We start from the raw sequence: 22,592 nt of genomic DNA on the forward strand, positions 1-22,592 counted from the left end.
GCGCAGTGCGGGGCTACGAACGCCAGGAGAGCCACCGAGCTGAAGACGACCATCTCTCGCGGTTCGAAGCCGAGATGGACCGGCTGAAGACCGACCGGGAGAAGGCCGTCCAGCACGCCGAGGACCTCGGTTACCAGGTCGAGGTCTTGCGCGCCAAGCTGCACGAGGCTCGGCGCAATCTCGCGACCCGTCCCGCCTACGACAGCGCGGACATCGGCTACCAGGCCGAACAGCTGCTCCGTAATGCCCAGATCCAGGCCGAACAGCTGCGCACCGATGCCGAGCGTGAGCTCCGGGACGCCCGGGCGCAGACGCAGCGGATCCTGCAGGAACACGCCGAGCACCAGGCGCGGCTGCAGGCCGAGCTGCACAACGAGGCCGTGCAGCGACGGCAGCGCCTCGACCAGGAGCTGGCGGAGCGCCGCCAGACCGTCGAGTCGCATGTCAACGAGAACGTCGCCTGGGCCGAGCAGCTCCGGGCCAGGACCGAGTCCCAGGCCCGCAGGCTGCTCGACGAGTCCCGGGCCGAGGCCGAGCAGTCCCTGGCGGGCGCCCGCGCCGAGGCCGCCCGGCTCGCCGACGAGACCCGGCAGCGGCTCGGCTCCGAGGCGGAGTCCGCCCGTTCCGAGGCCGAAGCGATCCTGCTGCGCGCCCGCAAGGACGCCGAGCGGCTGCTGGGCGCCGCCTCCAGCCAGGCGCAGGAGGCCACCAGCCACGCCGAACAGCTGCGTACGTCCACGACCGCGGAGACCGAACAGACCCGGCAGCAGACGGCCGAGCTGAACCGGGCCGCCGAGCAGCGCATGCAGGAGGCCGAGACGCAGCTGCGCGAGGCCCGCCTGGAGGCGGAAAAGGTCCTCGCCGAGGCGAAGGAGGCCGCGGTCAAGCGGCTGGCCGGCGCCGAGTCGCAGAACGAGCAGCGCACCCGTACGGCCAAGTCGGAGATCGCCCGGCTGGTCGGCGAGGCCACGAAGGACGCCGAGGCGCTGAAGGCGGAAGCCGAGCAGGCGCTCGCCGACGCCCGCGCCGAGGCGGACCGGATCAAGTCCGAGGCGACGGAGAAGGCCCGCACGGCGGCCGCCGAGGACACCGCGGCCCAGCTCGCCAAGGCGGCCAGGACCGCCGAGGAGGTGCTGACCAAGGCGTCCGAGGACGCGCGGTCGACCACGAGGGCGGCGAGCGAGGAGGCCGACCGGATCCGCCGCGAGGCCGAGGCCGAGGCGGACCGGCTGCACGGCGAGGCCGCCGAACAGGCCGACCAGCTCAAGGGCGCGGCCAAGGACGACACCGAGGAGTACCGGGCCAGGACCGTCGAGCTGCAGGAGGAGGCCCGCAGGCTGCGCGGCGAGGCCGAGCAGCTGCGCTCCGAGGCGGTCGCCGAGGGCGAGCGGATCAGGGGCGAGGCCCGCCGCGAGGCCGTCCAGCAGATCGAGGAAGGCGCGAAGACCGCCGAGGAGCTGCTGTCCAAGGCGAAGGCGGACGCCGAGGAACTGCGGACCGCCGCGGGCACCGAGAGCGACCGGGTCCGTACCGAGGCCATCGAGCGCGCCACGGCCCTGCGCAGCCAGGCCGAGGAGGCGCTGGAGCGGACCCGTGCCGAGGCCGACCGGCTGCGTACGGAGTCCGAGGAGCAGGCGGAGTCCACCACGGCCGCGGCCGAGGAGGCGGCGGCCGCGCTCCGGGAGGAGACCGAGCGTGCGGTCGCCGCCCGCCAGGCCGAGGCCGCCGACGAGCTGACCCGGCTGCGCACCGAGGCCGCGGACCGGGTCACCGCCGCCGAGCAGACGCTGACGGACGCGCGCGGCGAGGCGGAGCGCATCCGCCGCGAGACCAACGAGGAGTCCGAGCGACTGCGCGCGGAGGCCGCCGAGCGGCTGCGCGTCCTGCAGACACAGGCGGAGACCGAGGCCGAGCGGCTGCGCGACGAGGCCGCGGCGGATGCGTCGCAGTCGCGTGCCGAGGGCGAGTCCGTCGCCGTACGGCTGCGCAGCGAGGCGGCCGCCGAGGCGGAGCGGCTCAAGTCCGAGGCCCAGGACAGTGCCGACCGGGTACGGGCCGAGGCCGCGGCCGCCGCCGAACGCGTGGGCACCGAGGCCGCCGAGGCGCTGGCCGCCGCGCAGGAGGAGGCGAACCGGCGCCGCCGCGAGGCGGAGGAGACCCTCGACGCGGCGCGCACCGAGGCGAACCAGGAGCGCGAGCGCGCCCGCGAGCAGAGCGAGGAGCTGCTCGCCTCCGCCCGCAAGCGGGTCGAGGAGGCGCAGGCCGAGGCGCACCGCCTGGTCGAGGAGGCGGACGCGCGGGCGACCGAGTTGGTCTCCGCGGCCGAGCAGACCGCCCAGCAGGTGCGGGACTCGGTCTCCGGGCTCCAGGAGCAGGCCGAGGCGGAGATCGCCGGGCTGCGTTCCACCGCCGAGCACGTGGCGGAGCGGACGAAGGCCGAGGCGCAGGAGGAGGCGGACCGGGTCCGCGCCGATGCGTACGCGGAGCGGGAGCGGGCGAGCGAGGACGCGAGCCGGATCCGCCGGGAGGCGCAGGAGGAGGCCGAGGCCGCCAAGGCGATGGCCGAACGGACCGTCAGCGACGCGATCAACGAGTCGGATCGGCTGCGCTCGGACACCGCGGAGTACAGCCAGCGAATGCGCACCGAGGCTTCGGACGCGCTGGCCTCGGCCGAGCAGGATGCCTCCCGCAGCCGTGCGGAGGCCCGCGAGGACGCCAACCGGATGCGTTCGGATGCCGCGACGCAGGCCGACCGGCTCGTCGGCGAGGCGACGGGCGAGAGCGAGCGGATCCGTACCGAGGCGACGGAGCAGGCGACGACCCTCGTCAGCGACGCCACGGAACGGGCCGAACGGCTCCTCGGTGAGGCGACCGACGAGGCGGAGCGGCTGCGCGCGGAGGCGGCGACCACTGTCGGCTCGGCGCAGGAGCACGCGGCACGCACCCGTGAGGAGTCGGAGCGGGTACGCACCGATGCGGAGGCGGCGGCCGAGCAGCTGCGCGGCGAGGCCCGCGCGGAGGCGGACCGGTTGCTCGACGAGACGCGCGAGGCGGCGGCGAAGCGCCGTGCGGACGCCGCGGAACAGGCGGACCAGCTCATGAACAAGGCCCAGGAGGAGGCGCTGCGCGCCGCCACCGAGGCCGAGGAGCAGGCCGACACGATGGTCGGCGCGGCCCGCAAGGAGGCCATGCGGATCACGTCCGAGGCGACCGTCGAGGGCAACACCCTGGTGGAGCGGGCGCGTACGGACGCGGACGAGCTGTTGGTCGGTGCGCGCCGGGACGCCACGGCCATTCGGGAGCGGGCGGAGGAGCTCCGGACGCGTCTGGAGAGCGAGATCGAGCAGCTGCACGACCGTGCCCGGCGGGAGACCTCCGAGCAGATGAAGACGGCGGGCGAGCGCGTCGACAAGCTGATGAAGGCGGCGACCGAACAGCGCGAGGAGGCCGCGGCGAAGGCGAAGGAGCTGCTGGCGGACGCGAATTCGGAGGCGAGCAAGGTCCGGATCGCCGCGGTCAAGCGGGCCGAGTCGCTGCTGAAGGAGGCCGAGCAGAAGAAGGCCACCATGGTCCGCGAGGCCGAGAAGCTGCGGGCCGACGCCGAGCAGGAGGCGAAGCGGACGGTCGACGAGGGACGGCGCGAGCTCGACGTCCTGGTGCGCCGGCGCGAGGACATCAACACGGAGATCTCCCGCGTCCAGGACGTATTGGAGGCGTTGGAGTCCTTCGAGGCACCGACGGGCGGCGGAAAGGGTGCGGGTGGCGGGTCCACCGGTGTCAAAGCCGGAGCCTCGGCAGGCACTCGATCGAGTGGCAAGTCGTCCGATGGGTAGTCGACCGACCGTGTCACGTGCTGCGACAAGAACGTTCAACCCTCCGAGTGGCAAGGGTTCCGGGGGTCAGCCACTCAAAAGGGGTGTCATTCTCCAGATCAAACGGGCATCCACTCGATGACACGCCGCCCGGGCCCCTAGGATTCCCTCTATCATCTCACCGGTCTTACTTCGACAGGAACCCCATGAGTGACCCTTCCTCCCCCTTCGGCTTCGAGCTCGTGCGGCGTGGTTACGACCGCGGTCAGGTGGATGACCGCATTACCAAGCTGGTCGCCGACCGTGATAGCGCTCTGACCCGCATCACGTCTCTGGAAAAGCGCATCGAGGAGCTCCACCTCGAAACGCAGAACGCCCAGGCCCAGGTGAACGACGCAGAGCCGTCGTACGCGGGTCTCGGTGCGCGTGTGGAGAAGATTCTCCGCCTCGCCGAGGAGGAGGCGAAGGACCTGCGCGAGGAGGCCCGTCGCGCCGCGGAGCAGCACCGCGAGCTCGCCGAGTCGGCCGCCCAGCAGGTGCGCAACGACGCCGAGTCGTTCGCCGCCGAGCGCAAGGCGAAGGCCGAGGACGAGGGCGTCCGCATCGTCGAGAAGTCCAAGGGTGAGGCCAACGCGCTGCGTACCGAGGCCCAGAAGGACGCGGCGCAGAAGCGCGAGGAGGCCGACGCCCTCTTCGAGGAGACCCGCGCCAAGGCCGCCCAGGCCGCCGCGGACTTCGAGACCAACCTGGCCAAGCGCCGCGACCAGTCGGAGCGCGACCTCGCGTCCCGTCAGGCCAAGGCCGAGAAGCGCCTCGCCGAGATCGAGCACCGCGCCGAGCAGCTCCGCCTGGAGGCCGAGAAGCTCCGTACGGACGCCGAGCGCCGGGCGCGTCAGACCGTGGAGACCGCGCAGCGCCAGTCCGAGGACATCGTGGCCGACGCGAACGCCAAGGCCGACCGGATCCGCAGCGAATCGGAGCGCGAGCTGGCGGCGCTCACCAACCGCCGCGACTCCATCAACGCGCAGCTGACCAACGTCCGCGAGATGCTGGCGACGCTGACCGGTGCCGCGGTGGCCGCCGCCGGTTCGCCGGTGGACGACGAGCCCGTCACCCGTGGTGTCCCGGCTCAGCAGACCCGCTGACGCCTCGGTACCTCAGCTGTACCTTTTGCGCGCCCGGTTCCGCCCTTGTGGTGGCGCCGGGCGCGTGGCCGTTCTAGCGTGAGCGCATGATCGAGCTTGATGGCCTCACCAAGCGCTTCGGTAACAAGATTGCCGTCGACCACCTTTCGTTCCAGGTCAGGCCTGGAATGGTGACGGGCTTTCTGGGCCCGAACGGGGCGGGCAAGTCCACCACGATGCGGATGATGCTCGATCTCGACAACCCGACCAGCGGATCGGTGCGGATCGACGGCAAGCACTACCGTGAGCTGTCGGAGCCCCTGAAACACATCGGTGCGCTGCTCGACGCCAAGTCGATGCACGGAGGACGCAGCGCGTACAACAATCTGCTCTGTCTCGCGCAGAGCAATCGCATCCCGGAGAGCCGCGTCCCGGAAGTCCTCGACACCGTCGGCCTGACCGCGGTGGCGAAGAAGAAGTCCAAGTCGTTCTCCCTCGGAATGGGCCAACGGCTCGGAATCGCGGCCGCGCTGCTCGGTGATCCCGAGATCCTGATGTTCGACGAACCCGTCAACGGTCTGGACCCCGAGGGAATTCACTGGATCCGCAATCTGATGAAGACGCTCGCGGCGGAAGGCCGGACGATCTTCGTCTCCTCGCATCTGATGAGCGAAATGGCGCTCACCGCGGAACACTTGATCGTCATCGGCCAGGGCCGCCTGCTCGCCGACACCTCGATGGCCGATTTCATCCACCAGAACTCGCGCAGTTATGTGCGGATGCGCTCCCCGCAGCAGGAACGGCTGCGCGATGTGCTGCACGAGGCGGGCTTCGTCGCGGTCGAATCGGGGAGCGGCGTGCTGGAGATCGATGGCTCCACCAGCGAACAGCTCGGCGAGCTGGCCGCGCAGCACCAGATCGTGCTGCACGAGCTGAGCTCCCAGCGGGCCTCGCTGGAGGAGGCGTTCATGCAGATGACAGCGGACTCCGTGGAGTACCACGCCCATGCGGACCACGCCGGGTGGCCGCCACCGCCCGCGGGCCCCCAGTGGGGCGAGCAGTGGAACCAGCAGCACGACAGCTTCACGTCCGGCACCTCCGGCCCCGGAAAGGGGGCGTGACGACGATGGCATCGGTACCCGCGGTCCTGACCTCCGAGTGGACCAAGATCCGTACGGTCTCCTCCACCACCTGGACCCTGATCTCCGCGTTCGCCGTCACCGCGGCGATGAGCGCGGCGCTCTGCGCACTGATGAACTCCCAGTTCGACGAACTCCCCGCGGCGGAGCAGGCCACCTTCGACCCGGCCCTCCTCAGCTTCTCCGGGATGGTCCTGGGCCAGCTCGCGATGGTGGTCTTCGGTGTCCTGGTGGTCAGCACGGAGTACAGCTCCGGCATGATCCGTACCTCGCTGGCGGCCGTGCCGCAGCGCGGTTCGTTCCTCTTCAGCAAGATCCTGGTCGCCGGCGTGCTGTCGCTGGTGGTCGGGCTGGCCACCAGCTTCGCGACGTTCTTCCTCGGCCAGGCACTCCTCGGCGACCATCGCACGGACATCGGTGCGGAGAATGTCCTGCGGGCGGTCTTCGGCGGCGGCATCTACATGGGGCTGATCGCGATCTTCTCCATGGGTGTGGCGACGATGCTGCGCAGCTCGATGCTGTCGCTCGGCATCCTGATGCCGTTCTTCTTCCTCGTCTCGCAGATCCTGTCGGCGGTCCCGGGCGCCAAGAACGTGGCCCGCTACTTTCCCGACCAGGCGGGCTCCAAGATCATGCAGGTGGTTCCGGCCGCCATGAACAGCGAACCGGCGCCGTACGGGCCGTGGGGCGGGCTCGGCATTCTGGCCGCATGGGTGGTGGCCGCGCTGATCGGTGGGTACCTCGTGCTCAAGAAGCGGGACGCGTAGCCGGCAGGTCCGACTCGGACTCGGTCAGTATCGAGTCGAAGTCCTCCCAGCCCTCCCACTGCCAGACGTCCCGCTCAGGGTCCGCCTTGAGCGGGACGAACCGGCCGAGCTCGAAGTCGCCCCGCGCCGCATCCAGGTCGAACCACCGCTCGTCAGCCACCTCACTGCCGAGGCCCACCGCCCGCGCCGTCAGCCTCACCATGAGTTTGGCGTCCTCCGACGCGGACAGATCCTTGCCCTGAATACTGGCAAGAGGCAGCTGCCCCACGGTGGCGTCCACCGGGATCCATACGGTGAAGGGCGCCCCTCGCTCCACGGCGAGCCACGAACGCTCGTCGGCCCGCTGCCCCTTCTCGTCCAGGACCTTGAGCCACTTCTTGTAGATGACACGGCTGCCGTCGAAGGGCGACGTCTCCAGGTAGCGCAGATGCACCCGGGCTCTGAGATCGACGACCGAGAGGTTGTCGAAGTAGTTGTAGAAGCGCACCGCGATGACGGCATGGTCCGCTGCTGCGCCCGCGGGTACGGGAAAGTCGGCGGTACGGGTCGGCGAGACGCTCGCACGCTGCCGCCAGACGAACGGGCGCAGCGCGAACAACTTGATCAGGACGATGCCGAGCACCACGGCGGGTGCCAGTGCGCCCGTCAATGAGGCAAGGGTGGCCAGCAGCTGGTGGGCGAGGCTGTCCTGCTCGGGGTTGAGGCTGTCCGTGCCCACGCAGGCCCGCAGTGCCCCCAGGGTCAGGTTGAACAGCCCCTCTCCGTCGCGGAAGCGGTCGCCGACACTCCGGGAGGAGTGCTCGGTCAGGGTCCAGACGGCCGCGATGAATACGGCGAGACAGACCAGTGCGCTCAGCGCCATCAGCATCAGCACGTGCACGGAACGGCCCGCGACCCACCAGCGGACGGACGTCCGGTGACGCGGATGCGATCTCTCGCTCCGCCGTCGCACGGGTATCCACATCGGTTCGCCCCCATTCAGAACCTCGTGCGAAGGGCTCCTTGCCCGCATTCGGCTACGGCGAACCCCGCGCGCGGAGTGCCCCTGGTGCTCGCCGCGGGTAGACCGGGTGTGGAAGGCTCTGCCCGTACCCGTGACCTATCGAAGGACGTCCCCATGAAGGACCGAAGCCTCGCCGCGCTGGGCCTGGACGACGTTCCGGCGAAGGAACCGCTGACCTATCCCGGCCGCCCGACCACCGAGCCCTCGTTGCTCGACGGCGACGAACTGCTTCAGCTGGGCGTCCGCCCGATGCGGCTCGGCGACTGGTACGTCGAGGAGAAGCGGCAGCTCGACGAGGAACTGCGGCAACGCGGCCAGGTCGTGACCGGCAGTCGGCATCCGGTCATCGCGGTCGGCTCCAACGCGTCCCCCGGCCAGGTCAGCCACAAACTCACCCGGCTCGGCATCCCCGTCACCGTACCGATGGTGCCGGTGCGGGTGGAGGGCATCGGCGTCGGTTGCTCCGGGCACATCAGTCCGGCCGGCTATGTCGCGGGCACGCCGTACGTGGACCGGGGCGCGAGCGCGGTCCTCGTCGTCGCCTGGCTGGACGCCGAGCAGCTGGAAGCCGTCGATGCCACCGAGTTCCCCGACTACCGGCGGGCGATACTGCCCGGCGACGAATTCCCGATGACCATGCCGTCGGGGGAACGGCTCGGCGGCGCGTACATCTACTTCAGCTCGCACGGTGTACTGGCCGGCCCGGACGGCACGCCGCGTCCCGGCGGCGGCGACCAGTCCGAGCTCCTCGCCGCCCTGCTCGCCGCTTCGCCGCGTCTCGGTGAACTGCTCGGCCCCGACCCGTCGTCCTGGGTCAAGAAGGCGGGCATCGATCCCGGCCTGCGCGAGGAAGGCACCCGGATCTTCGGCGAGGAGGGATGGGTACTCCCGCAGACCGACTTCCTGCCGTACCTCGACGCTTCCGCCGACCTGCGGCTTTACGACGACCTGCCGCCTCTCGGCGACTCGCTGTCCTGAACGGCTTGGCCGGAACCGTCAAGGCCTGGATATCCTCCTAACTCTTACGGGGGGCGTGCGGCCTGACGGCCTGTGCCCCGACGACAGATAAGTCGATGGGGCTGGAGCATGATCGAGGCAGTCGGCCTGACCAAGCGCTACGGCGCGAAGACGGCCGTGTACAACCTTTCCTTCCAGGTGCGGCCCGGCGCCGTCACCGGATTCCTCGGTCCCAACGGGTCGGGCAAGTCCACCACGATGCGCATGATGCTCGGCCTGGACCGGCCGACGTCCGGCCATGTGACGATCGGCGGGCATCCCTTCCGCAGCCTGCCGAACGCGCCGCGCCAGGTGGGTGCGCTGCTGGACGCCAAGGCGGTGCACGGAGGCCGCAGCGCCCGTAACCACCTGCTCTCGCTGGCGCAGCTCTCGGGTATCCCGGCCGCCCGGGTCGACGAGGTGCTCGGTGTCGTGGGCCTCCAGGACGTCGCCAGGAAGCGGTCCAAGGGATTCTCGCTCGGCATGGGGCAGCGGCTCGGGATCGCGGCGGCGCTGCTGGGCGACCCGCAGGTGCTGCTCTTCGACGAGCCGGTCAACGGCCTCGACCCGGAGGGCATCCTCTGGGTCCGCAATCTGATGCGTTTGCTGGCGTCCGAGGGCCGTACGGTCTTTGTTTCCAGCCATCTGATGAGCGAGATGGCGCTCACCGCCGATCATCTGATCGTGATCGGGCGCGGTCAGCTGCTCTCCGATATGAGCGTCAAGGACTTCATCTCCGCCAACTCGGCCGATTTCGCACGGGTACGGGTCCCGGATACGCAACCCGAGCAGCGGGAGAAGCTAACCGCCGCGCTCACCGAGGCGGGCGGCCAGGTCATGTCGGAGCCGGGCGGGGCCCTGCGGGTCACCGGGCTGCCGCTGCCGCGGATCAGTGACCTGGCGCACGGGGCGGATGTGCGGCTGTGGGAGCTCTCACCGCACCAGGCCTCGCTGGAGGAGGCGTACATGCGGATGACGCAGGGCGCCGTGGACTACCGCTCCACGGTGGACCAGAAGGCCGGGCTGCAGCAGCCCGTGCCGGGCGGCGGATACGCCCCGCCGCTGCCGACCGTCCCGGAGGTGCCGCAGCAGGGCTGGTACGCCCCGCCACCGCCCGGACAGAACCCGTACGCGGCACCCCCCGTGGCCGCCCCCCCGGCCGTGCCCGCGCCCGCCGCGCCCGCAGCCGGCCCCGCAGACCTGACCAAGCGCGACACCAGCGAGGACGCCCGATGACAACGCCGCCGACCCCGCAGGCGCCGTACCAGCAGGCGCAGCAGCACCCGCAGCAGAACTGGGCGCCGGCGCCCACCGATCTGTACACCTCGCCCATCCCGCAGCGCCGTGCCACCCTCGCCGACGCGCTCGCCTCCGAGTGGACCAAGATCCGCTCCGTGCGCTCCACGATGTGGACGCTCGGCATCATGATCGTGCTGCTGCTCGGCATCGGACTGCTGTCGGCCGTCGCCGTCAACGCGTCCGACTCCGAGATCGGCTCCACCAAGGTGCTCAGCTTCGGCTTCTTCGGGGTGCTCCTCGGTTCGATCTGTGTGATCACACTCGGTGTGATGACCATCGCCACCGAGTACGGCACCGGCATGATCCGTACGACGCTGACGGCCTGCCCCAGCCGCGCCCGGGTGCTGAGCGCCAAGGCGATCGTCTTCTTCCTGCTCACCTTCACCATCACGACCGTGATGACCACGCTCGTCGCCGTGCTGCAGACGGCCATCCTGGACGGCGGTACCGCGAGCGGGGACGACTGGCTGCGGGCCACGGTCGGCGTCGGTCTCTACATCGCGACCCTGGGACTGCTGTCGCTCGCGGTCGGCGCCCTCATCCGGCACTCCGCCGGCGCGATCACGATCATGATCGCGGTGGTACTGCTGCCGCTGGTGCTGGCCATGTTCATGTTTTCGCAGTCGCTCGCCGATGTGCAGCAGGCCCTCTTCGAGTACTCGATCCCCAGCCAGCTCGGCGGGCTGTACGACGCCTCGGTCTCCACGTCGGGGCCGTCCGGCTGGGAGCCGTTGTGGATCATGATCGGCGTCACGGCCGTGACCATGATCGGTGCCTTCGCGTCACTGGAGAGCCGCGACGTCTGACCGGTTCCCGTCCTGCGGAGCTCAATAGCGCGGCGCGTTCCTGGACCGCTGCACCCTCGTGGTGCGGCGGTCCTTCGCGTTCCAGCACGCCTTGTGCCAGTGCCTGCGGTCGTCGATCCCGCCGTACTCGGGCCAGGCGACGAGGTGCGGTACGCCGGACGGGATCTCCTGGTCGCAGCCGGGGCAGCGATACCGCTTTCCCGCCGCGCTCGCACCGCTGACCGGGCGCACCGACCACTGCTCGCCCTGCCATTCCTCGGCGCGCCCGCCCCCGCCGTAGCGCTCCCCCGACACGCTCGCGCTGTCGGGAGGACTCTCGCCGCCTCGGGGACGGTTACGGCGCGGGGACACGTGACACCTCACGGGGCAGGCTGGGCAGTTCCCGTCAAGCGTAGGGCCATTCGGGCGGGGCAGGCGTCCGGTACCGCCCAGAACAGGACGGGTTACCGGAAAATCGCAACAACTTCGCCGTGGACCGTGCCCTTGGCACGTGTCAGGCGTTGTTGCCAGTAGGGGAGAGCCGCGTCGGCCACAAGGAGGTAATTGGCGATGCGCGTGGGAACGTTCGTACTGGCAGCCCAGTTTCCGGGGCAGGGGCCGGGGGAAGCGCTGCATCGCGCGATCCGGTCCACCGAGGTCGCGGAGAAGTCCGGGCTCGATTCGGTCTGGCTGGCAGAACATCATTTCGTGCCGTACGGGGTCTGCCCGTCCGCCGTCACGCTGGCCGCGCTGCTGCTCGGCCGCACCCACAGGATCCGGGTCGGTACGGCGGTCAGCGTGCTGCCGAACCAGCATCCGGTCGCCCTCGGTGAACAGGCCGCGCTGCTCCATCTCACCAGCGGGGGCAGGTTCTCCCTCGGCGTGGGACGGGGCGGCCCCTGGGTGGACCTGGAGGTGTTCGGAGGGGGCCTGGAGGCGTACGAGAAGGGCTTCCCGGAGTCGCTGGACCTGCTGCTCGACTGGCTGCGCGAACCACGCGTGGCGGGCAACGGGGAGCGATTCGGCTTCCGTGAGGTCGCGGTGGTCCCCCGGGCCGACGAGCTGCTCGACGAGATCGACGGGAACGGCGCGCAAGGGCCGGGCGGCCCCGAGGTGATCGTCGCGTGCACATCGCCGAAGAGTGTGAAACTCGCCGCAGAGAACGGCCTGCCGATGCTCCTCGGAATGCACTGCGGCGACGTGGAGAAAGCCGAGATGGTCGCCCTGTGGCGCTCCACCGCGCTCGCCGCGGGCCGGTCGCCCGAGAGTGTCCGGGGGGCGGGCCATGTCTCCGCGGGCGTCGCCCAGATCGCGGACCGGTCCGAGGAGGCCGTGGAGACACTCGTGAAGGCGATGCCGGGGTGGCTGCGACAGGGACTGGACGCCCATGTGACGGTCGACGGCAGGCACCGCGTGATGCGCGACCCGGTCGCCTATACGGAGTTGCTCTGCGGCCTTCATCCGGTGGGCCCGCCCGGATTCGCCGCCGACCGGCTCGCCGCAACCGCCGAGCGGACAGGCATCACCAGGTTCGCGCTCCTGGTGGAGGGTTCGGGAGATCTGGCGGCCACGGAGGAGAACGTAGCGCGGCTGGGCACCGAGGTACTGCCACTACTGACATGAACACCCGTAGGAGTTCGGGGAACTGCCGCCCCGGAGCCAGTTGCACCTCCCGCAGCCCGGAGCGGCAGCGGAAGCGTTCAGCAGTCCCGTAGTTCGGGCGACTGGTTGAGCAACTGGCCCCTCACCGAAGTGAATCGGGCCAGCCGCTCGTCGACCGAGGCGTCCAGCGGGAACACCGCGACGCGGTGGCAGTTCTGGAATGCCAGGCGCACCCCGAAGTGCCGCTGCAGCGCACCGCGTATCGCATCACTCGCGAGCGCACGCAGCAGCTGACCACGTGCCTGCTCGTCCGGCGGGGGCGTCCGGTTGTCGGCGAACTCGCCGCCGTCGACCTTCAGCTGGGCCACCAGAGAGCTGATCATCTCCCATGCGTAGGGCAGGGAGGTCCGGACGCAGTCGACGAAGTCGGCTTCGTCGACCTCGCCTCGCTCGGCCTGTTCCAACAGCGCCGGTGAGACGTCGAGCGACATGGGTTCTCCTCTCGCGACCCCGACGGACGGCCGGGGCCTTACGGGCAGGGAAGGAGGACGGCGACGCAGCGTACACACACGGCGACCTCCTGCTTCCACGGTAAGGGCGCAGTCCGGGCCGCACCAGGAGATTGGGAACACAACCGGCCAATAACGAAGGTGCGCAAAGAGGGGCAAGCCCGAGGTCCCGAAGCGCTGTGGTGGGCGATGGTGGTGGGGCGGCGGAGGGAGAATCGCGCCGGGCACCCGTCGTCGAGTAGCGTTGCGGACCATGCGTCTCGTCATCGCCCGCTGCTCCGTGGACTACGCGGGCCGGCTCACGGCCCACCTGCCCTCCGCTCCCCGTCTCATCCTGGTGAAGGCGGACGGGAGCGTCTCCATCCATGCCGACGACAGGGCGTACAAACCCCTCAACTGGATGTCACCGCCCTGCACACTGAAGGAGGGCGCCGACGACACCGAGGGCGTCTGGACCGTGGTGAACAAAGCGGGCGAAAAACTGATTATCACGATGGAGGAGATCCTCCACGACTCCTCGCACGAACTGGGCGTCGATCCGGGCCTCATCAAGGACGGCGTGGAAGCGCACCTGCAGGAACTCCTCGCCGACCGGATCGAGATCCTCGGCGAGGGCTACACCCTGATCCGCCGCGAATACCCCACCGCCATCGGCCCGGTCGACATCCTGTGCCGGGACGCGGACGGGAAAACCGTGGCCGTGGAGCTGAAGCGCCGCGGTGACATAGACGGCGTGGAGCAGCTGACCCGCTACCTGGAGCTGCTCAACCGCGATCCCCACCTCGCCCCGGTGAAGGGCATCTTTGCGGCGCAGGAGATCAAGCCGCAGGCCCGGGTACTGGCGACGGACCGCGGAATCGGCTGCGTGGTGCTCGACTACGACGCCATGCGCGGCATCGAGGACGACAAGCTCCGCCTGTTCTGACGGCGGTCACCGCACCACGGAAGGCCCCGGACCCGCGCTGTGCGGTCCGGGGCCTTCCACGTCTGTGCGACGTGCGCTCAGGCCACGACCGGTTCCGCAGAGGTGCCGGAGGCGCTCGCCGTCGTGGACGGGCCGCTCGCCGAGTCGGAGATGCCCGGGGGGGTCGGCTCCGTCGAGGGGTCGGTCGGGGTGGGGGTGTCGGTCGGCTCCGGCTCCGTCGGGGTCGGAGTGGCCGTCTTGGTCGGCGTCTTCGTGGGTGTCCTGGTCGGCGACTTGGTGGGCGTGCCCGGGGAACTGGAACTCCCGCTCGTCGGCCGGCCCGGACTCGGGCTGTCGCTCGGCCCGCTCGACTCCGAGGACGGTGCACCGCTGCCGCTCGGGGTGACCTGGCTGCCGGACGGTCCCGGCGTCGAGGGCGAGCCGCTCGACGAGGCTCCGCCCGGTGTCGAATCGTCCGCCGACTCGTCGGCCGGGAGCCCGTTCTCGCTGTCGTCCTCGCCCGCCGTCTGCTCGGTCGAGACGCTTCCGCCGTCCCGGGCGTCGCTGCTGGACGTCATGCCGAGCGTCACCACGGTGCCGAGCACCGCGGCCAGCAGGACGCCCGCGCCCGCCGCGACCAGATTGCGCCGGGCGCCGCCCAGCACCGCCTTGCGGCCGTCGAATCCATCGGTGCCGGACGCCGGGACGACCCGGGATATCAGCGCGGTGTCGTCCTCGGACATCCGCGGCAGCACCATCGGCCCGGCCGCGGGTATGCCGCCGGGCGGCGACACGGACTCGTCGTACCGCGCGGCCGGTATCTCCTCGCCTGCCGGTGTGCGGCCGCCGGGCAACATGCCGGCGCGGTCCGCGACCAGGGCGAGTGCCCGGCGTCCGGCCACCGCCCCGGGCTTGTCGGCGAGCGCGCCGCGCATGCCGATCGAGGTCTCCAGTTCTGCCCTGGCCCGGTCCGGATTCCCGTTGCAGAGCGCGAGGACGCCCAACTCGTGGTGGAAGTAGGCCTCCTCCGCGACCTCACCGGCAATCCTGGCGGCCTCCTGCCCCAGCCGCAGGGTCTTCTCCCAGCCGCTCCAGTGCAGCCCGGCCGCGAAGGCGGGGGCGGCGCTGCGGGCCAGCAGCACGGCGGCGCTGGCCTGTCCGGCCCCTTCACCGGGGACCAGCCGGGTCATGGCCGAGACGATCGCGTCGGCCTCGGCGACGGCACGGGCGGCGGTGACCGACGGGTGCCCGGCCCACCAGGCGTAGTGCTGGGCGGCGGTGCGGGCCCGGTCGTCCGCGTCCTCGCCGTATCCGGCGGCCTCCAGCTGGGCGACGACTCCGGGGGCCAGCCGGTAGCGGGAACCGGCCGGGGAGAGCAGTCCGCACCCGGCCAGCTCACCGAGCGCGGCATCGGCGTGGGTGTCCCCCACGAGCGCCGGCAGATGCGCCTGGTGCGGCACCTCGCCGCCGAGTGCGACCGCGAAGTGCAGAGTGTCGCGTGCCGGACCGCTCAGCCGGGAGGCGAGCAGCGCGGCGGGTGCCGCGCCCTCACCGAGGCTGGGCAGCGGTACGTCCTCGCCGTCGGCGTCGGCGCCCTTCGCGAAGACGTCGTCGACGGGCCGGCCCTCGGCGAAGCCCCGCTCGTCGTAGGCGGTCGGGTCGGCGCGCAGCATGTCGCGCTGGCGCAGCAGGGCGCCCGCCTGGACGAAGCGCAGCGGCAGCCCCTCGGATTCGAACCAGAGGTCACCCGCCCAGTTCGCCTCGTCGTCGGTGAGCGACCGCTCGACGACCTGTTCCAGCAGCGCGACGGAGGCGCCGCGGCCCAGTCCTGCGAGGAAGACCTCTTCCAGGTGCGCGTCGGCGGTGGGCGCCGGGACGTCGGGGGTGGTGGCGATCAGGAAGGCGCACTCGGGCGTCGCGTCGAGCAGCTCGTCCAGCGCGACCCCGCCGAACTCCAGGTCGTCGAGGACGACGACGGCGCCGATGGACCGGAGCTTTTCGAGAAGCAGGGCGCGGTCGGGGCGGAGCAGCGGTGCGTCGTAGACCGCCTCGAAGAGCCCGTACAGCAGGTCCGTGACGGTGCGCTTGAGGCCGGAGAGCCGGACGACTCCGTCGGGTGCGAGGTCCGCGCAGTCGGCGGCGACGGCGCCCAGCAGCGCCGTGCGGCCGGATCCGGCCGGCCCCGTGAGCCGTACCGAGCGGCCGCGCGCCAGCAGACGCACCAGCCGCTCGCGCTCCTCCTGGCGCTCCAGGAGCGGCAGTTGGGGGGCGGGCGGGCCCGGAGGTACGGGCGGTGTGGCGGCACGCTCGCGGTCGGTGCGCTCGGCGGCGGTGCGGCGGACCGGCACGGGGGGCTGCTCCCCCGGCGGGCAGAGCTCGACCTCGCTGCCGTCGACCGGGTTGACGGTGAGCAGGAAGTCGCCGGAGACGACCTGTACGACACGCGCCTGCTGTGTCGGCTGCTGACCGAAATCGCTGGTCAGCGGCGCGCGGGGCTGCGTTCGACGACTTTTTTCCTCGCCGTGCCCGTCATTGTCATGGCCGAAGTCTTCCGGCCCCCGGTGTATCGGGTCCATCGCCAAAGTCCCCCAGACGCGTCGCGCGGTTGCCCCTCCCGGCCTCGCACGCACCGCTGTCGCTTCTGGTCCGGTGTCCGCCCCAAGGGATCCGTCATTCGGGGGACGGCCGAACCCTAAACCTTCGCACAGCATGTACAAACCATCGGGGTGTCACGCCGCCCAGGACGTCATGGTCTCGTGAGGATTGTGCGTGTTCGGATGGACGCCCTTTACACCCGCGGCAGGGAGTCTGCGGCAATTCCGCCCTCGATGGCCAGAATGCGGTGCAGTCGGGTCGCCACCAGCAGGCGCTGCATCTGCGGCGGCACGCCGCGGAGCACCAGCCGTCGGCCGGCCCGCCCGGCCCTGCGGTGTGCGCCCATGATGACACCCAGTCCGGTGGCGTCCCAGGAGTCCAGCTCGGTCAGGTCGAGCACCAGGTCGCCGGCTCCGTCGTCGAGGGCGGAGTGCAGGACCGTACGGGCGTCCGCCGCGCTCCGGACGTCGAGGCGGCCCCCGACGACCAGCTCGGTGTGGTCGCCCCTGATGTGCATATGCGCTCCCCGGGAATACTCCATGGACGGTCCGTCTGTCTGTTCCTGCCCCTGCTCCGTCTCTGCCACAACTGACGGTGCCGGCCACAGGGAAGTTGCCGTCTGTAAGCGAACCGATACCGAATTCACTCCGTGGAGTGACATCGGCTCGCTGAAGGTCCACCGCAGCCGGGAGGCTCCCCCGGCTCCCCCGGGCCTGATCGACGGCAGATCAGGCACCCGCGGGCGCAAAAACAATCAGTAGGTGTAGAAGCCCTGCCCGCTCTTGCGGCCGATGTCACCTGCATCGACCATCCGGCGCATCAGCTCCGGCGCCGCGAACTTCTCGTCCTGCGACTCGGTGTAGATGTTGGACGTGGCGTGCAGCAGGATGTCCACGCCGGTCAGGTCCGCCGTCGCGAGGGGGCCCATGGCGTGGCCGAAGCCCAGCTTGCAGGCGATGTCGATGTCCTCGGCCGAGGCAACACCCGACTCGTACAGCTTGGCGGCCTCGACGACGAGCGCCGAGATCAGCCGGGTGGTGACGAAGCCGGCGACATCACGGTTGACCACGATGCAGGTCTTGCCGACGGACTCGGCGAACTCACGCGCGGTGGCGAGGGCTTCGTCGCTGGTCTTGTAGCCGCGTACGAGCTCGCAGAGCTGCATCATCGGGACCGGCGAGAAGAAGTGCACACCGACGACGCGCTCCGGGCGCTCCGTGACAGCCGCGATCTTGGTGATCGGGATGGCGGAGGTGTTGGAGGCGAGGACGGCGTCGTCCCGCACCATCTTGTCGAGGGCCCGGAAGATCTCGTGCTTGACCTCGAGCTTCTCAAAGACGGCTTCGACGACGACGTCGGCGTCGGCGACCGCGTCGAGATCGGTGGTCGTGGTGATGCGGGCCAGCGCGGCGTCGGCGTCGGCCGCCTCCAGCTTCCCCTTGGAGACGAACTTGTCGTACGAGGCCTTGATGCCGTCGCGACCACGGGTCAGGGCCTCGTCGGTGACATCGCGCAGCACGACGTCCCAGCCCGCCTGGGCGGAGACCTGCGCGATACCGGACCCCATGAGTCCGGCGCCGATGACGGCGAGCTTCCTGGCCACGTTCGCACCCCTTTGTGTTCGGCCCCGACGGCCGTCGTCCGCGACGACGGTCCGGACGGATTCTTAACGGTTGTTCACATGCTCTCCGGCGGAGATTAGTACCCGTGAGGCGCGCTGGGGCGGCGAAGAGATGCGCGTCACGTCTCACATGACGGACATCACACCGGCACGCATCATTCCGCAGCGCGTCGCGCGTAGTTGAGCACCTTGTCCCCGAGCACGTCCTCCATCTCGTCGAGGAGGACGAGGGCTTCGCGGGACACCTCGGCGGGCTTGCGGCCGGCGACCATCTCGCGCCCGATGTGGCCGAGCAGGGTGGAGTGGACCCAGGAGAGCTGACCGGCCACCAGCAGGGGCAGCGGGTCGCCGGGGCCTGCGCCGGCCTCCTCGCGCAGGGTCGTCTCCAGATGGACGAGCGCATCCTGCTGGATGTACCAGTGGCGGGCCTTGAGGCTGTCGGCCTCGTGGACGACCCGCATGAAGCGCTCGTACCCCTCGATCAGGCCGACCGTCGACGAGACGCTTTCGACCTGGATGCGCAGCTCGCGCAGGACGGCGTCGGCGGCGGACTCGCCCCGGTGGCGGCCGCGCACGTACCGCGAAAGGAGGCCGACGACATCGCTGCTGCGGTCGAGGAACAGGTCCTCCTTGGTCGGGAAGTAGTTGTAGACCGTGTTCACGGAGACCTCGGCGGCCTGCGCGATCTCGGCGATGGTGACCGCGTCGAAGCCGCGCTCCAGGAAGAGTGCTGTGGCCACGTCCGAGAGGTGCTGCCTGGTCTGCCGCTTCTTCCGCTCCCTGAGCCCCTCTGCCATACCGCCATCCTAGCTTTTCTGATGTCACTTAAATTTTGGTGTCACCGCAAAGTTTCAGGGACCCTGTTTTTCTGGTGCCGTGCCGACCCTCACCGCAACCGGGCCGGTCGGCGCCGGCACGTGGACCGGTCCTCCAACTCGCCCTCTTCGGCGCTTCGTTCTGCGGATTCGGCATCATCGGCGAGAGGCAGTACGGGGTGGTGGAGCCAGTACTGCGACCGGAAACCCGGGTGAGGCGACAACGCAGCCAGGTGCCGTGACGGACGCCGCGAGCCGGTGAACCTTTCCGGTCGCGGCACTAGGCTCGGCCGCATGGTCAATCTGACGCGCATCTACACCCGTACCGGCGACCAGGGCACGACCGCCCTCGGCGACATGAGCCGCACCGCCAAGACCGATCTGCGGATCTCGGCGTACGCCGACACCAACGAGGCCAATGCCGTCATCGGTACGGCGATCGCGCTCGGGCAGCTGCCGGAGGAGGTCGTGAAGGTCCTCGTCCGTGTGCAGAACGACCTGTTCGACGTGGGTGCGGATCTGTCGACGCCGGTCGTCGAGGAACCGAAGTACCCCCCGCTGCGGGTCGAGCAGCACTACGTCGACCGGCTGGAGGCGGACTGCGACCACTTCCTGGAGCAGCTGGAGAAGCTGCGGTCCTTCATCCTGCCGGGCGGTACGCCGGGGGCGGCGCTGCTGCACCAGGCGTGCACGGTGGTCCGGCGGGCCGAGCGGTCCACCTGGGCGGCGCTGGAGGTGCACGGCGAGGTGATGAACGCGCTGACCGCGACGTACCTCAACCGCCTCTCCGACCTGCTGTTCATCCTCGCGAGGACGGCGAACAAGGAAGTCGGCGACGTGCTGTGGGTACCGGGCGGGGAGCGGTAGGCCAGGGTTGGTCCCGTCCGGCGTTCGAGGACAACGCCGGCCGGACGGGACCGGTGCCTACCGCTCCGCCTTCGCCCGCTTGGGGAACACCGTGTAGCTCGCGGCGATGATCAGATTGATCCCGATCACGAAGAGCATCGTCTGCTGCCACGACCGCAGCGACCCCACGTCCCCGTCCCCGCCCACGTACAGGATCGCCCCTTCCAGCAGCGCCAGCGCGGTCACCGCCGCGACCACCCACCGCGCCGCCACCCGCCACTCGTGGACCGCCCTCGGCATCCCGTACTTCGGCGGTTTCACCGGCGGCGGGCCACCTGCGAACCGGTGGGCGACGCGGGCGTCGACCCACGTGATGGTCGAGTGCCCGAGTCCGACGGTGAAGCCGATGTACACCGCGGCCAGTCCGTGCTTCCAGTCCGGCTCGGCGCCGTTCTTCAGGTCGATGGCCGCCACCACCAGCAGCACGAGCTCCAGCAGCGGCTCGCACAGCAGCAGTGCAGCCCCGAGCCTCGGCTTCTTCGCCAGGTACCGCAGCGCGAGTCCCGCGGCCAGCAGCACCCAGAAGGCGATCTCGCAGAGCACGATCAGCGTGACGATCACGGCACTTCTCCTCCCGATCCCCTTCATCCTGCCTGCTCCACCTGCGCACTTCGTCGTCGCCGGTGACGAACTGCGACTGCATCCTTCGATGTAGTCGCGTATCACCCCGGGTACGGAGGCCCGAGGCGCGACAGCCGTGTTGGATGGGGAGGTGCTCCTTCCTGCCCGCCCGCACCGCCACGACGTACTCATCGCGGTCATCGGGCTGTTCAGCGGTGTATCCCTGGCGGCCGTCGGTCTGGCCACGCAGACCGGCCGGCTCTTCGACTCCGTGTGGGCCACCCTGCCGCCTCTCGCGGTGATGTCGTCCCTGGAGCTGCTGCGCAGATCGGCGCCCCGAACGGCGCTGGTCATCGGCACACTCGCACTGGCGGCCGATCAGTTCACGCCGGGGAACCTGGCGACCGTGCTGATGTTCACGGACCTCGTGTACGCGGCGGTGGTGTACGGGTCCCCGGCCGCCGCCCGGCGTATCCCGGTGACCACGTTCCTCATCACGGTCGCGGTCACGATCGGGTTCCTGGCCTGGTTCCGCAGCCCCGAGGCGCTGCTCATCGGCATCGTCTCCGGCCTGGTCTCGTTCGGGCCCGCGATCACCGGGGTCAGCGTAAGGAACCACCGGGACGCCGCGGAGACCGCACAGCTGCGCGCCGAACAGACGGCGCTGCTGGCCGAGATGGACCGGACGCAGGCGGTGACCGCCGAACGTGCCCGGATGGCCCGTGAACTGCACGACATGGTCGCCAACCATCTCTCCGCGATCGCCATCCACTCCACCGCGGCGCTCTCCATCGACGAGCCCTCGACCTCCCGGGACGCGCTCGGCGTCATCCGGCAGAACAGCGTCGAGGGACTGGCCGAGATGCAACGGCTGATCGGGCTGCTCCGTACCGGGAGCAAGAGGGCCGAACCGAGCGTCGCGCCGACCCTGGCTGCCCTGGACGCACTGATCGAGCAGACCCGTACGGTCGCCGCGTCGAGCGGGCTGACCTGCACCCTTGAGGACACGCGCAGCGAGCAGGGGGCGCTGCCGACGCCGGTCGAGCTGGCCGCGTACCGGATCGTCCAGGAGTCCCTGACGAACGCGCTCAAGCATGCCGCGCCGGGCCCGGTGGGGGTGCGGCTCGGGCGGGCCGGACGGCTGCTGACGGTGGAGGTCACGAGCATGCTCGCGGACCGCCCGGGGCCGCGCGCACCGGGGGCGGGGGCAGGCCTCGTCGGGATGCAGGAGCGGGTCGCGCTGCTGGGCGGCGGGATCGCGGCGGGACCCGTCACCATCGGGGACGGGCCGAAGATCTGGCGGGTGCGGGCCGAACTGCCCGTCGAGGAAAGGACGGTGAAGGGATGACGATCCGGGTACTGGTGGCGGAGGACCAGTCGGCCGTGCGGGCGGGGCTGGTACTGATTCTGCGCAGCGCGCCCGATGTCGAAGTGGTCGGGGAGGCACCGGACGGCGAGGCGGCTGTGCGGCTGGCCCGTGAACTGCGCCCGGATCTGGTGCTGATGGACGTGTCGATGCCCCGGCTGGACGGGGTGTCGGCGACGCGGCAGGTGGTGGCGGAGGGGCTGGCCGATGTGCTGGTGCTGACGACGTTCGATCTGGACGAGTACGTCTTCGGCGCTCTGCGTGCGGGCGCTGCGGGTTTTCTGCTGAAGAACACCGAGGCGCATGAACTGCTCCAAGCGGTACGTACGGTGGCGCGCGGCGAGGGCATGATCGCCCCGGCCGTGACGCGTCGTCTGATCGCGGAGTTCGCCGGGACCGCCCCGGCGCGAGCGGCCGGCGCACCCGATCCTGCGGTCCTCGACGCGCTGACGCGACGCGAGCGCGAGGTGCTGGAATGTCTGGGCCAGGGGCTGTCGAACGCCGAGATCGCGGTGCGGCTCTCGATGGCGGAGGCGACGGTGAAGACGCACGTCAGCCGCTTGCTGGGGAAGCTGGATCTGCGCAGCCGGGTCCAGGCCGCGGTGCTGGCACAGGAGTTGGGCATCTGAGGTCGAGCAGCGATCCATGGTCCAGACCTCTTGACGATTGGTCCAGACCTTCCTAATCTCACCGAGCACACTGCGATGAGCACGCCATGACAAGGCGGGCTCAGGGCGGCGCAGGGTTTGCAGTCCACGGACCACCCCCGTTTGTCCGGACCTCACCCG

20 protein-coding genes are annotated in these 22,592 nt (G+C 70.5%); 12 read left to right on the forward strand and 8 right to left on the reverse strand.

What is annotated here, in order from left to right; translation table 11 throughout:
- The first annotated feature begins 5 nt into the window (after nt 1–5).
- From scy to ACFU8W_RS27455, 4 genes are all read left to right on the forward strand, one after another.
- Complete coding sequence (scy, locus tag ACFU8W_RS27440) at nt 6–3,833, forward strand: polarized growth protein Scy (RefSeq protein ID WP_384042354.1); 3,828 nt, start codon at nt 6–8, stop codon at nt 3,831–3,833.
- 185 nt (nt 3,834–4,018) lie between these two features.
- On the forward strand, nt 4,019–4,957 hold the full coding sequence (locus tag ACFU8W_RS27445; protein ID WP_345510284.1) for a cellulose-binding protein: 939 nt from the start codon (nt 4,019–4,021) through the stop codon (nt 4,955–4,957).
- Nucleotides 4,958–5,043: 86 nt separating this feature from the next.
- Complete coding sequence (locus tag ACFU8W_RS27450; protein ID WP_384042357.1) at nt 5,044–6,057, forward strand: ABC transporter ATP-binding protein; 1,014 nt, start codon at nt 5,044–5,046, stop codon at nt 6,055–6,057.
- 5 nt (nt 6,058–6,062) lie between these two features.
- Complete coding sequence (locus ACFU8W_RS27455) at nt 6,063–6,842, forward strand: ABC transporter permease subunit (protein WP_266981409.1); 780 nt, start codon at nt 6,063–6,065, stop codon at nt 6,840–6,842.
- On the opposite strand, the gene ACFU8W_RS27460 is transcribed toward ACFU8W_RS27455, so the two are convergent.
- Nucleotides 6,823–7,806, reverse strand: coding sequence for a hypothetical protein (locus tag ACFU8W_RS27460; RefSeq protein WP_384042361.1), 984 nt, complete (start codon nt 7,804–7,806; stop codon nt 6,823–6,825). The two genes, ACFU8W_RS27455 and ACFU8W_RS27460, sit on opposite strands and share 20 nt — an antisense overlap.
- A 153-nt stretch (nt 7,807–7,959) precedes the next feature.
- Here ACFU8W_RS27460 and ACFU8W_RS27465 point away from each other — a divergent pair, with 153 nt between their 5' ends.
- The 3 genes from ACFU8W_RS27465 to ACFU8W_RS27475 all read left to right on the forward strand — a co-directional run bounded on the left by ACFU8W_RS27465 (nt 7,960) and on the right by ACFU8W_RS27475 (nt 10,946).
- Nucleotides 7,960–8,823, forward strand: a complete 864-nt coding sequence (locus ACFU8W_RS27465) for a hypothetical protein (RefSeq protein WP_384042365.1) — start codon at nt 7,960–7,962, stop codon at nt 8,821–8,823.
- Between the two features lie 108 nt (nt 8,824–8,931).
- Nucleotides 8,932–10,077 (forward strand): ABC transporter ATP-binding protein, encoded by a 1,146-nt coding sequence (locus ACFU8W_RS27470; RefSeq protein WP_384042372.1) that lies wholly within the window; start codon nt 8,932–8,934, stop codon nt 10,075–10,077.
- The gene (locus ACFU8W_RS27475; RefSeq protein ID WP_384042379.1) at nt 10,074–10,946 is read left to right on the forward strand and encodes an ABC transporter permease subunit; all 873 of its coding nucleotides are present in this window, start codon (nt 10,074–10,076) and stop codon (nt 10,944–10,946) included. Before ACFU8W_RS27470 ends, ACFU8W_RS27475 begins: the two co-directional genes overlap by 4 nt.
- Before the next feature lie 21 nt (nt 10,947–10,967).
- On the opposite strand, the gene ACFU8W_RS27480 is transcribed toward ACFU8W_RS27475, so the two are convergent.
- Nucleotides 10,968–11,297, reverse strand: coding sequence for an ATP/GTP-binding protein (locus ACFU8W_RS27480; RefSeq protein ID WP_384042382.1), 330 nt, complete (start codon nt 11,295–11,297; stop codon nt 10,968–10,970).
- Nucleotides 11,298–11,495: 198 nt separating this feature from the next.
- Here ACFU8W_RS27480 and ACFU8W_RS27485 point away from each other — a divergent pair, with 198 nt between their 5' ends.
- The gene (locus tag ACFU8W_RS27485) at nt 11,496–12,548 is read left to right on the forward strand and encodes an LLM class flavin-dependent oxidoreductase (RefSeq protein WP_384042385.1); all 1,053 of its coding nucleotides are present in this window, start codon (nt 11,496–11,498) and stop codon (nt 12,546–12,548) included.
- Between the two features lie 77 nt (nt 12,549–12,625).
- Here ACFU8W_RS27485 and ACFU8W_RS27490 read toward each other — a convergent pair whose 3' ends face one another.
- Nucleotides 12,626–13,018 (reverse strand): SCO5389 family protein, encoded by a 393-nt coding sequence (locus ACFU8W_RS27490; RefSeq protein WP_345510292.1) that lies wholly within the window; start codon nt 13,016–13,018, stop codon nt 12,626–12,628.
- Nucleotides 13,019–13,289: 271 nt separating this feature from the next.
- On the opposite strand from ACFU8W_RS27490, the gene nucS reads away from it, so the two are divergent.
- Nucleotides 13,290–13,961, forward strand: coding sequence for an endonuclease NucS (nucS, locus tag ACFU8W_RS27495; RefSeq protein ID WP_030971518.1), 672 nt, complete (start codon nt 13,290–13,292; stop codon nt 13,959–13,961).
- Nucleotides 13,962–14,038: 77 nt separating this feature from the next.
- On the opposite strand, the gene ACFU8W_RS27500 is transcribed toward nucS, so the two are convergent.
- From ACFU8W_RS27500 to ACFU8W_RS27515, 4 genes are all read right to left on the reverse strand, one after another.
- Nucleotides 14,039–16,516, reverse strand: a complete 2,478-nt coding sequence (locus ACFU8W_RS27500; protein WP_384042389.1) for an ATP-binding protein — start codon at nt 16,514–16,516, stop codon at nt 14,039–14,041.
- A 212-nt stretch (nt 16,517–16,728) separates the two neighbouring features.
- Nucleotides 16,729–17,052: an STAS domain-containing protein gene (locus tag ACFU8W_RS27505; protein WP_327244317.1), complete on the reverse strand. Its 324-nt coding sequence runs from the start codon at nt 17,050–17,052 to the stop codon at nt 16,729–16,731.
- 237 nt (nt 17,053–17,289) lie between these two features.
- The gene (locus ACFU8W_RS27510; RefSeq protein WP_384042392.1) at nt 17,290–18,138 is read right to left on the reverse strand and encodes a 3-hydroxyacyl-CoA dehydrogenase family protein; all 849 of its coding nucleotides are present in this window, start codon (nt 18,136–18,138) and stop codon (nt 17,290–17,292) included.
- A gap of 173 nt (nt 18,139–18,311) precedes the next feature.
- On the reverse strand, nt 18,312–18,953 hold the full coding sequence (locus tag ACFU8W_RS27515) for a TetR/AcrR family transcriptional regulator (protein ID WP_384042395.1): 642 nt from the start codon (nt 18,951–18,953) through the stop codon (nt 18,312–18,314).
- A gap of 312 nt (nt 18,954–19,265) precedes the next feature.
- Between ACFU8W_RS27515 and ACFU8W_RS27520 the strand changes: the two genes are divergently transcribed.
- Nucleotides 19,266–19,838 carry a cob(I)yrinic acid a,c-diamide adenosyltransferase gene (locus ACFU8W_RS27520; RefSeq protein WP_266981430.1) on the forward strand — a complete coding sequence of 191 codons (573 nt, stop codon included), beginning with the start codon at nt 19,266–19,268 and terminating at the stop codon, nt 19,836–19,838.
- Between the two features lie 57 nt (nt 19,839–19,895).
- Here the strand turns inward: ACFU8W_RS27520 and ACFU8W_RS27525 are convergent, their stop codons facing one another.
- Nucleotides 19,896–20,438 (reverse strand): hypothetical protein, encoded by a 543-nt coding sequence (locus tag ACFU8W_RS27525; protein ID WP_345510296.1) that lies wholly within the window; start codon nt 20,436–20,438, stop codon nt 19,896–19,898.
- A 151-nt stretch (nt 20,439–20,589) separates the two neighbouring features.
- On the opposite strand from ACFU8W_RS27525, the gene ACFU8W_RS27530 reads away from it, so the two are divergent.
- Together ACFU8W_RS27530 and ACFU8W_RS27535 are read left to right on the forward strand one after the other, a co-directional pair.
- Nucleotides 20,590–21,786, forward strand: coding sequence for a sensor histidine kinase (locus ACFU8W_RS27530; RefSeq protein WP_384042601.1), 1,197 nt, complete (start codon nt 20,590–20,592; stop codon nt 21,784–21,786).
- On the forward strand, nt 21,783–22,433 hold the full coding sequence (locus tag ACFU8W_RS27535) for a response regulator (protein ID WP_384042400.1): 651 nt from the start codon (nt 21,783–21,785) through the stop codon (nt 22,431–22,433). Before ACFU8W_RS27530 ends, ACFU8W_RS27535 begins: the two co-directional genes overlap by 4 nt.
- The last annotated feature ends 159 nt before the right edge of the window (nt 22,434–22,592 follow it).

It is taken from the genome of Streptomyces sp. NPDC057565 (genome assembly GCF_042801455.1).
GTDB classification, from domain to species: domain Bacteria; phylum Actinomycetota; class Actinomycetes; order Streptomycetales; family Streptomycetaceae; genus Streptomyces; species Streptomyces yanii.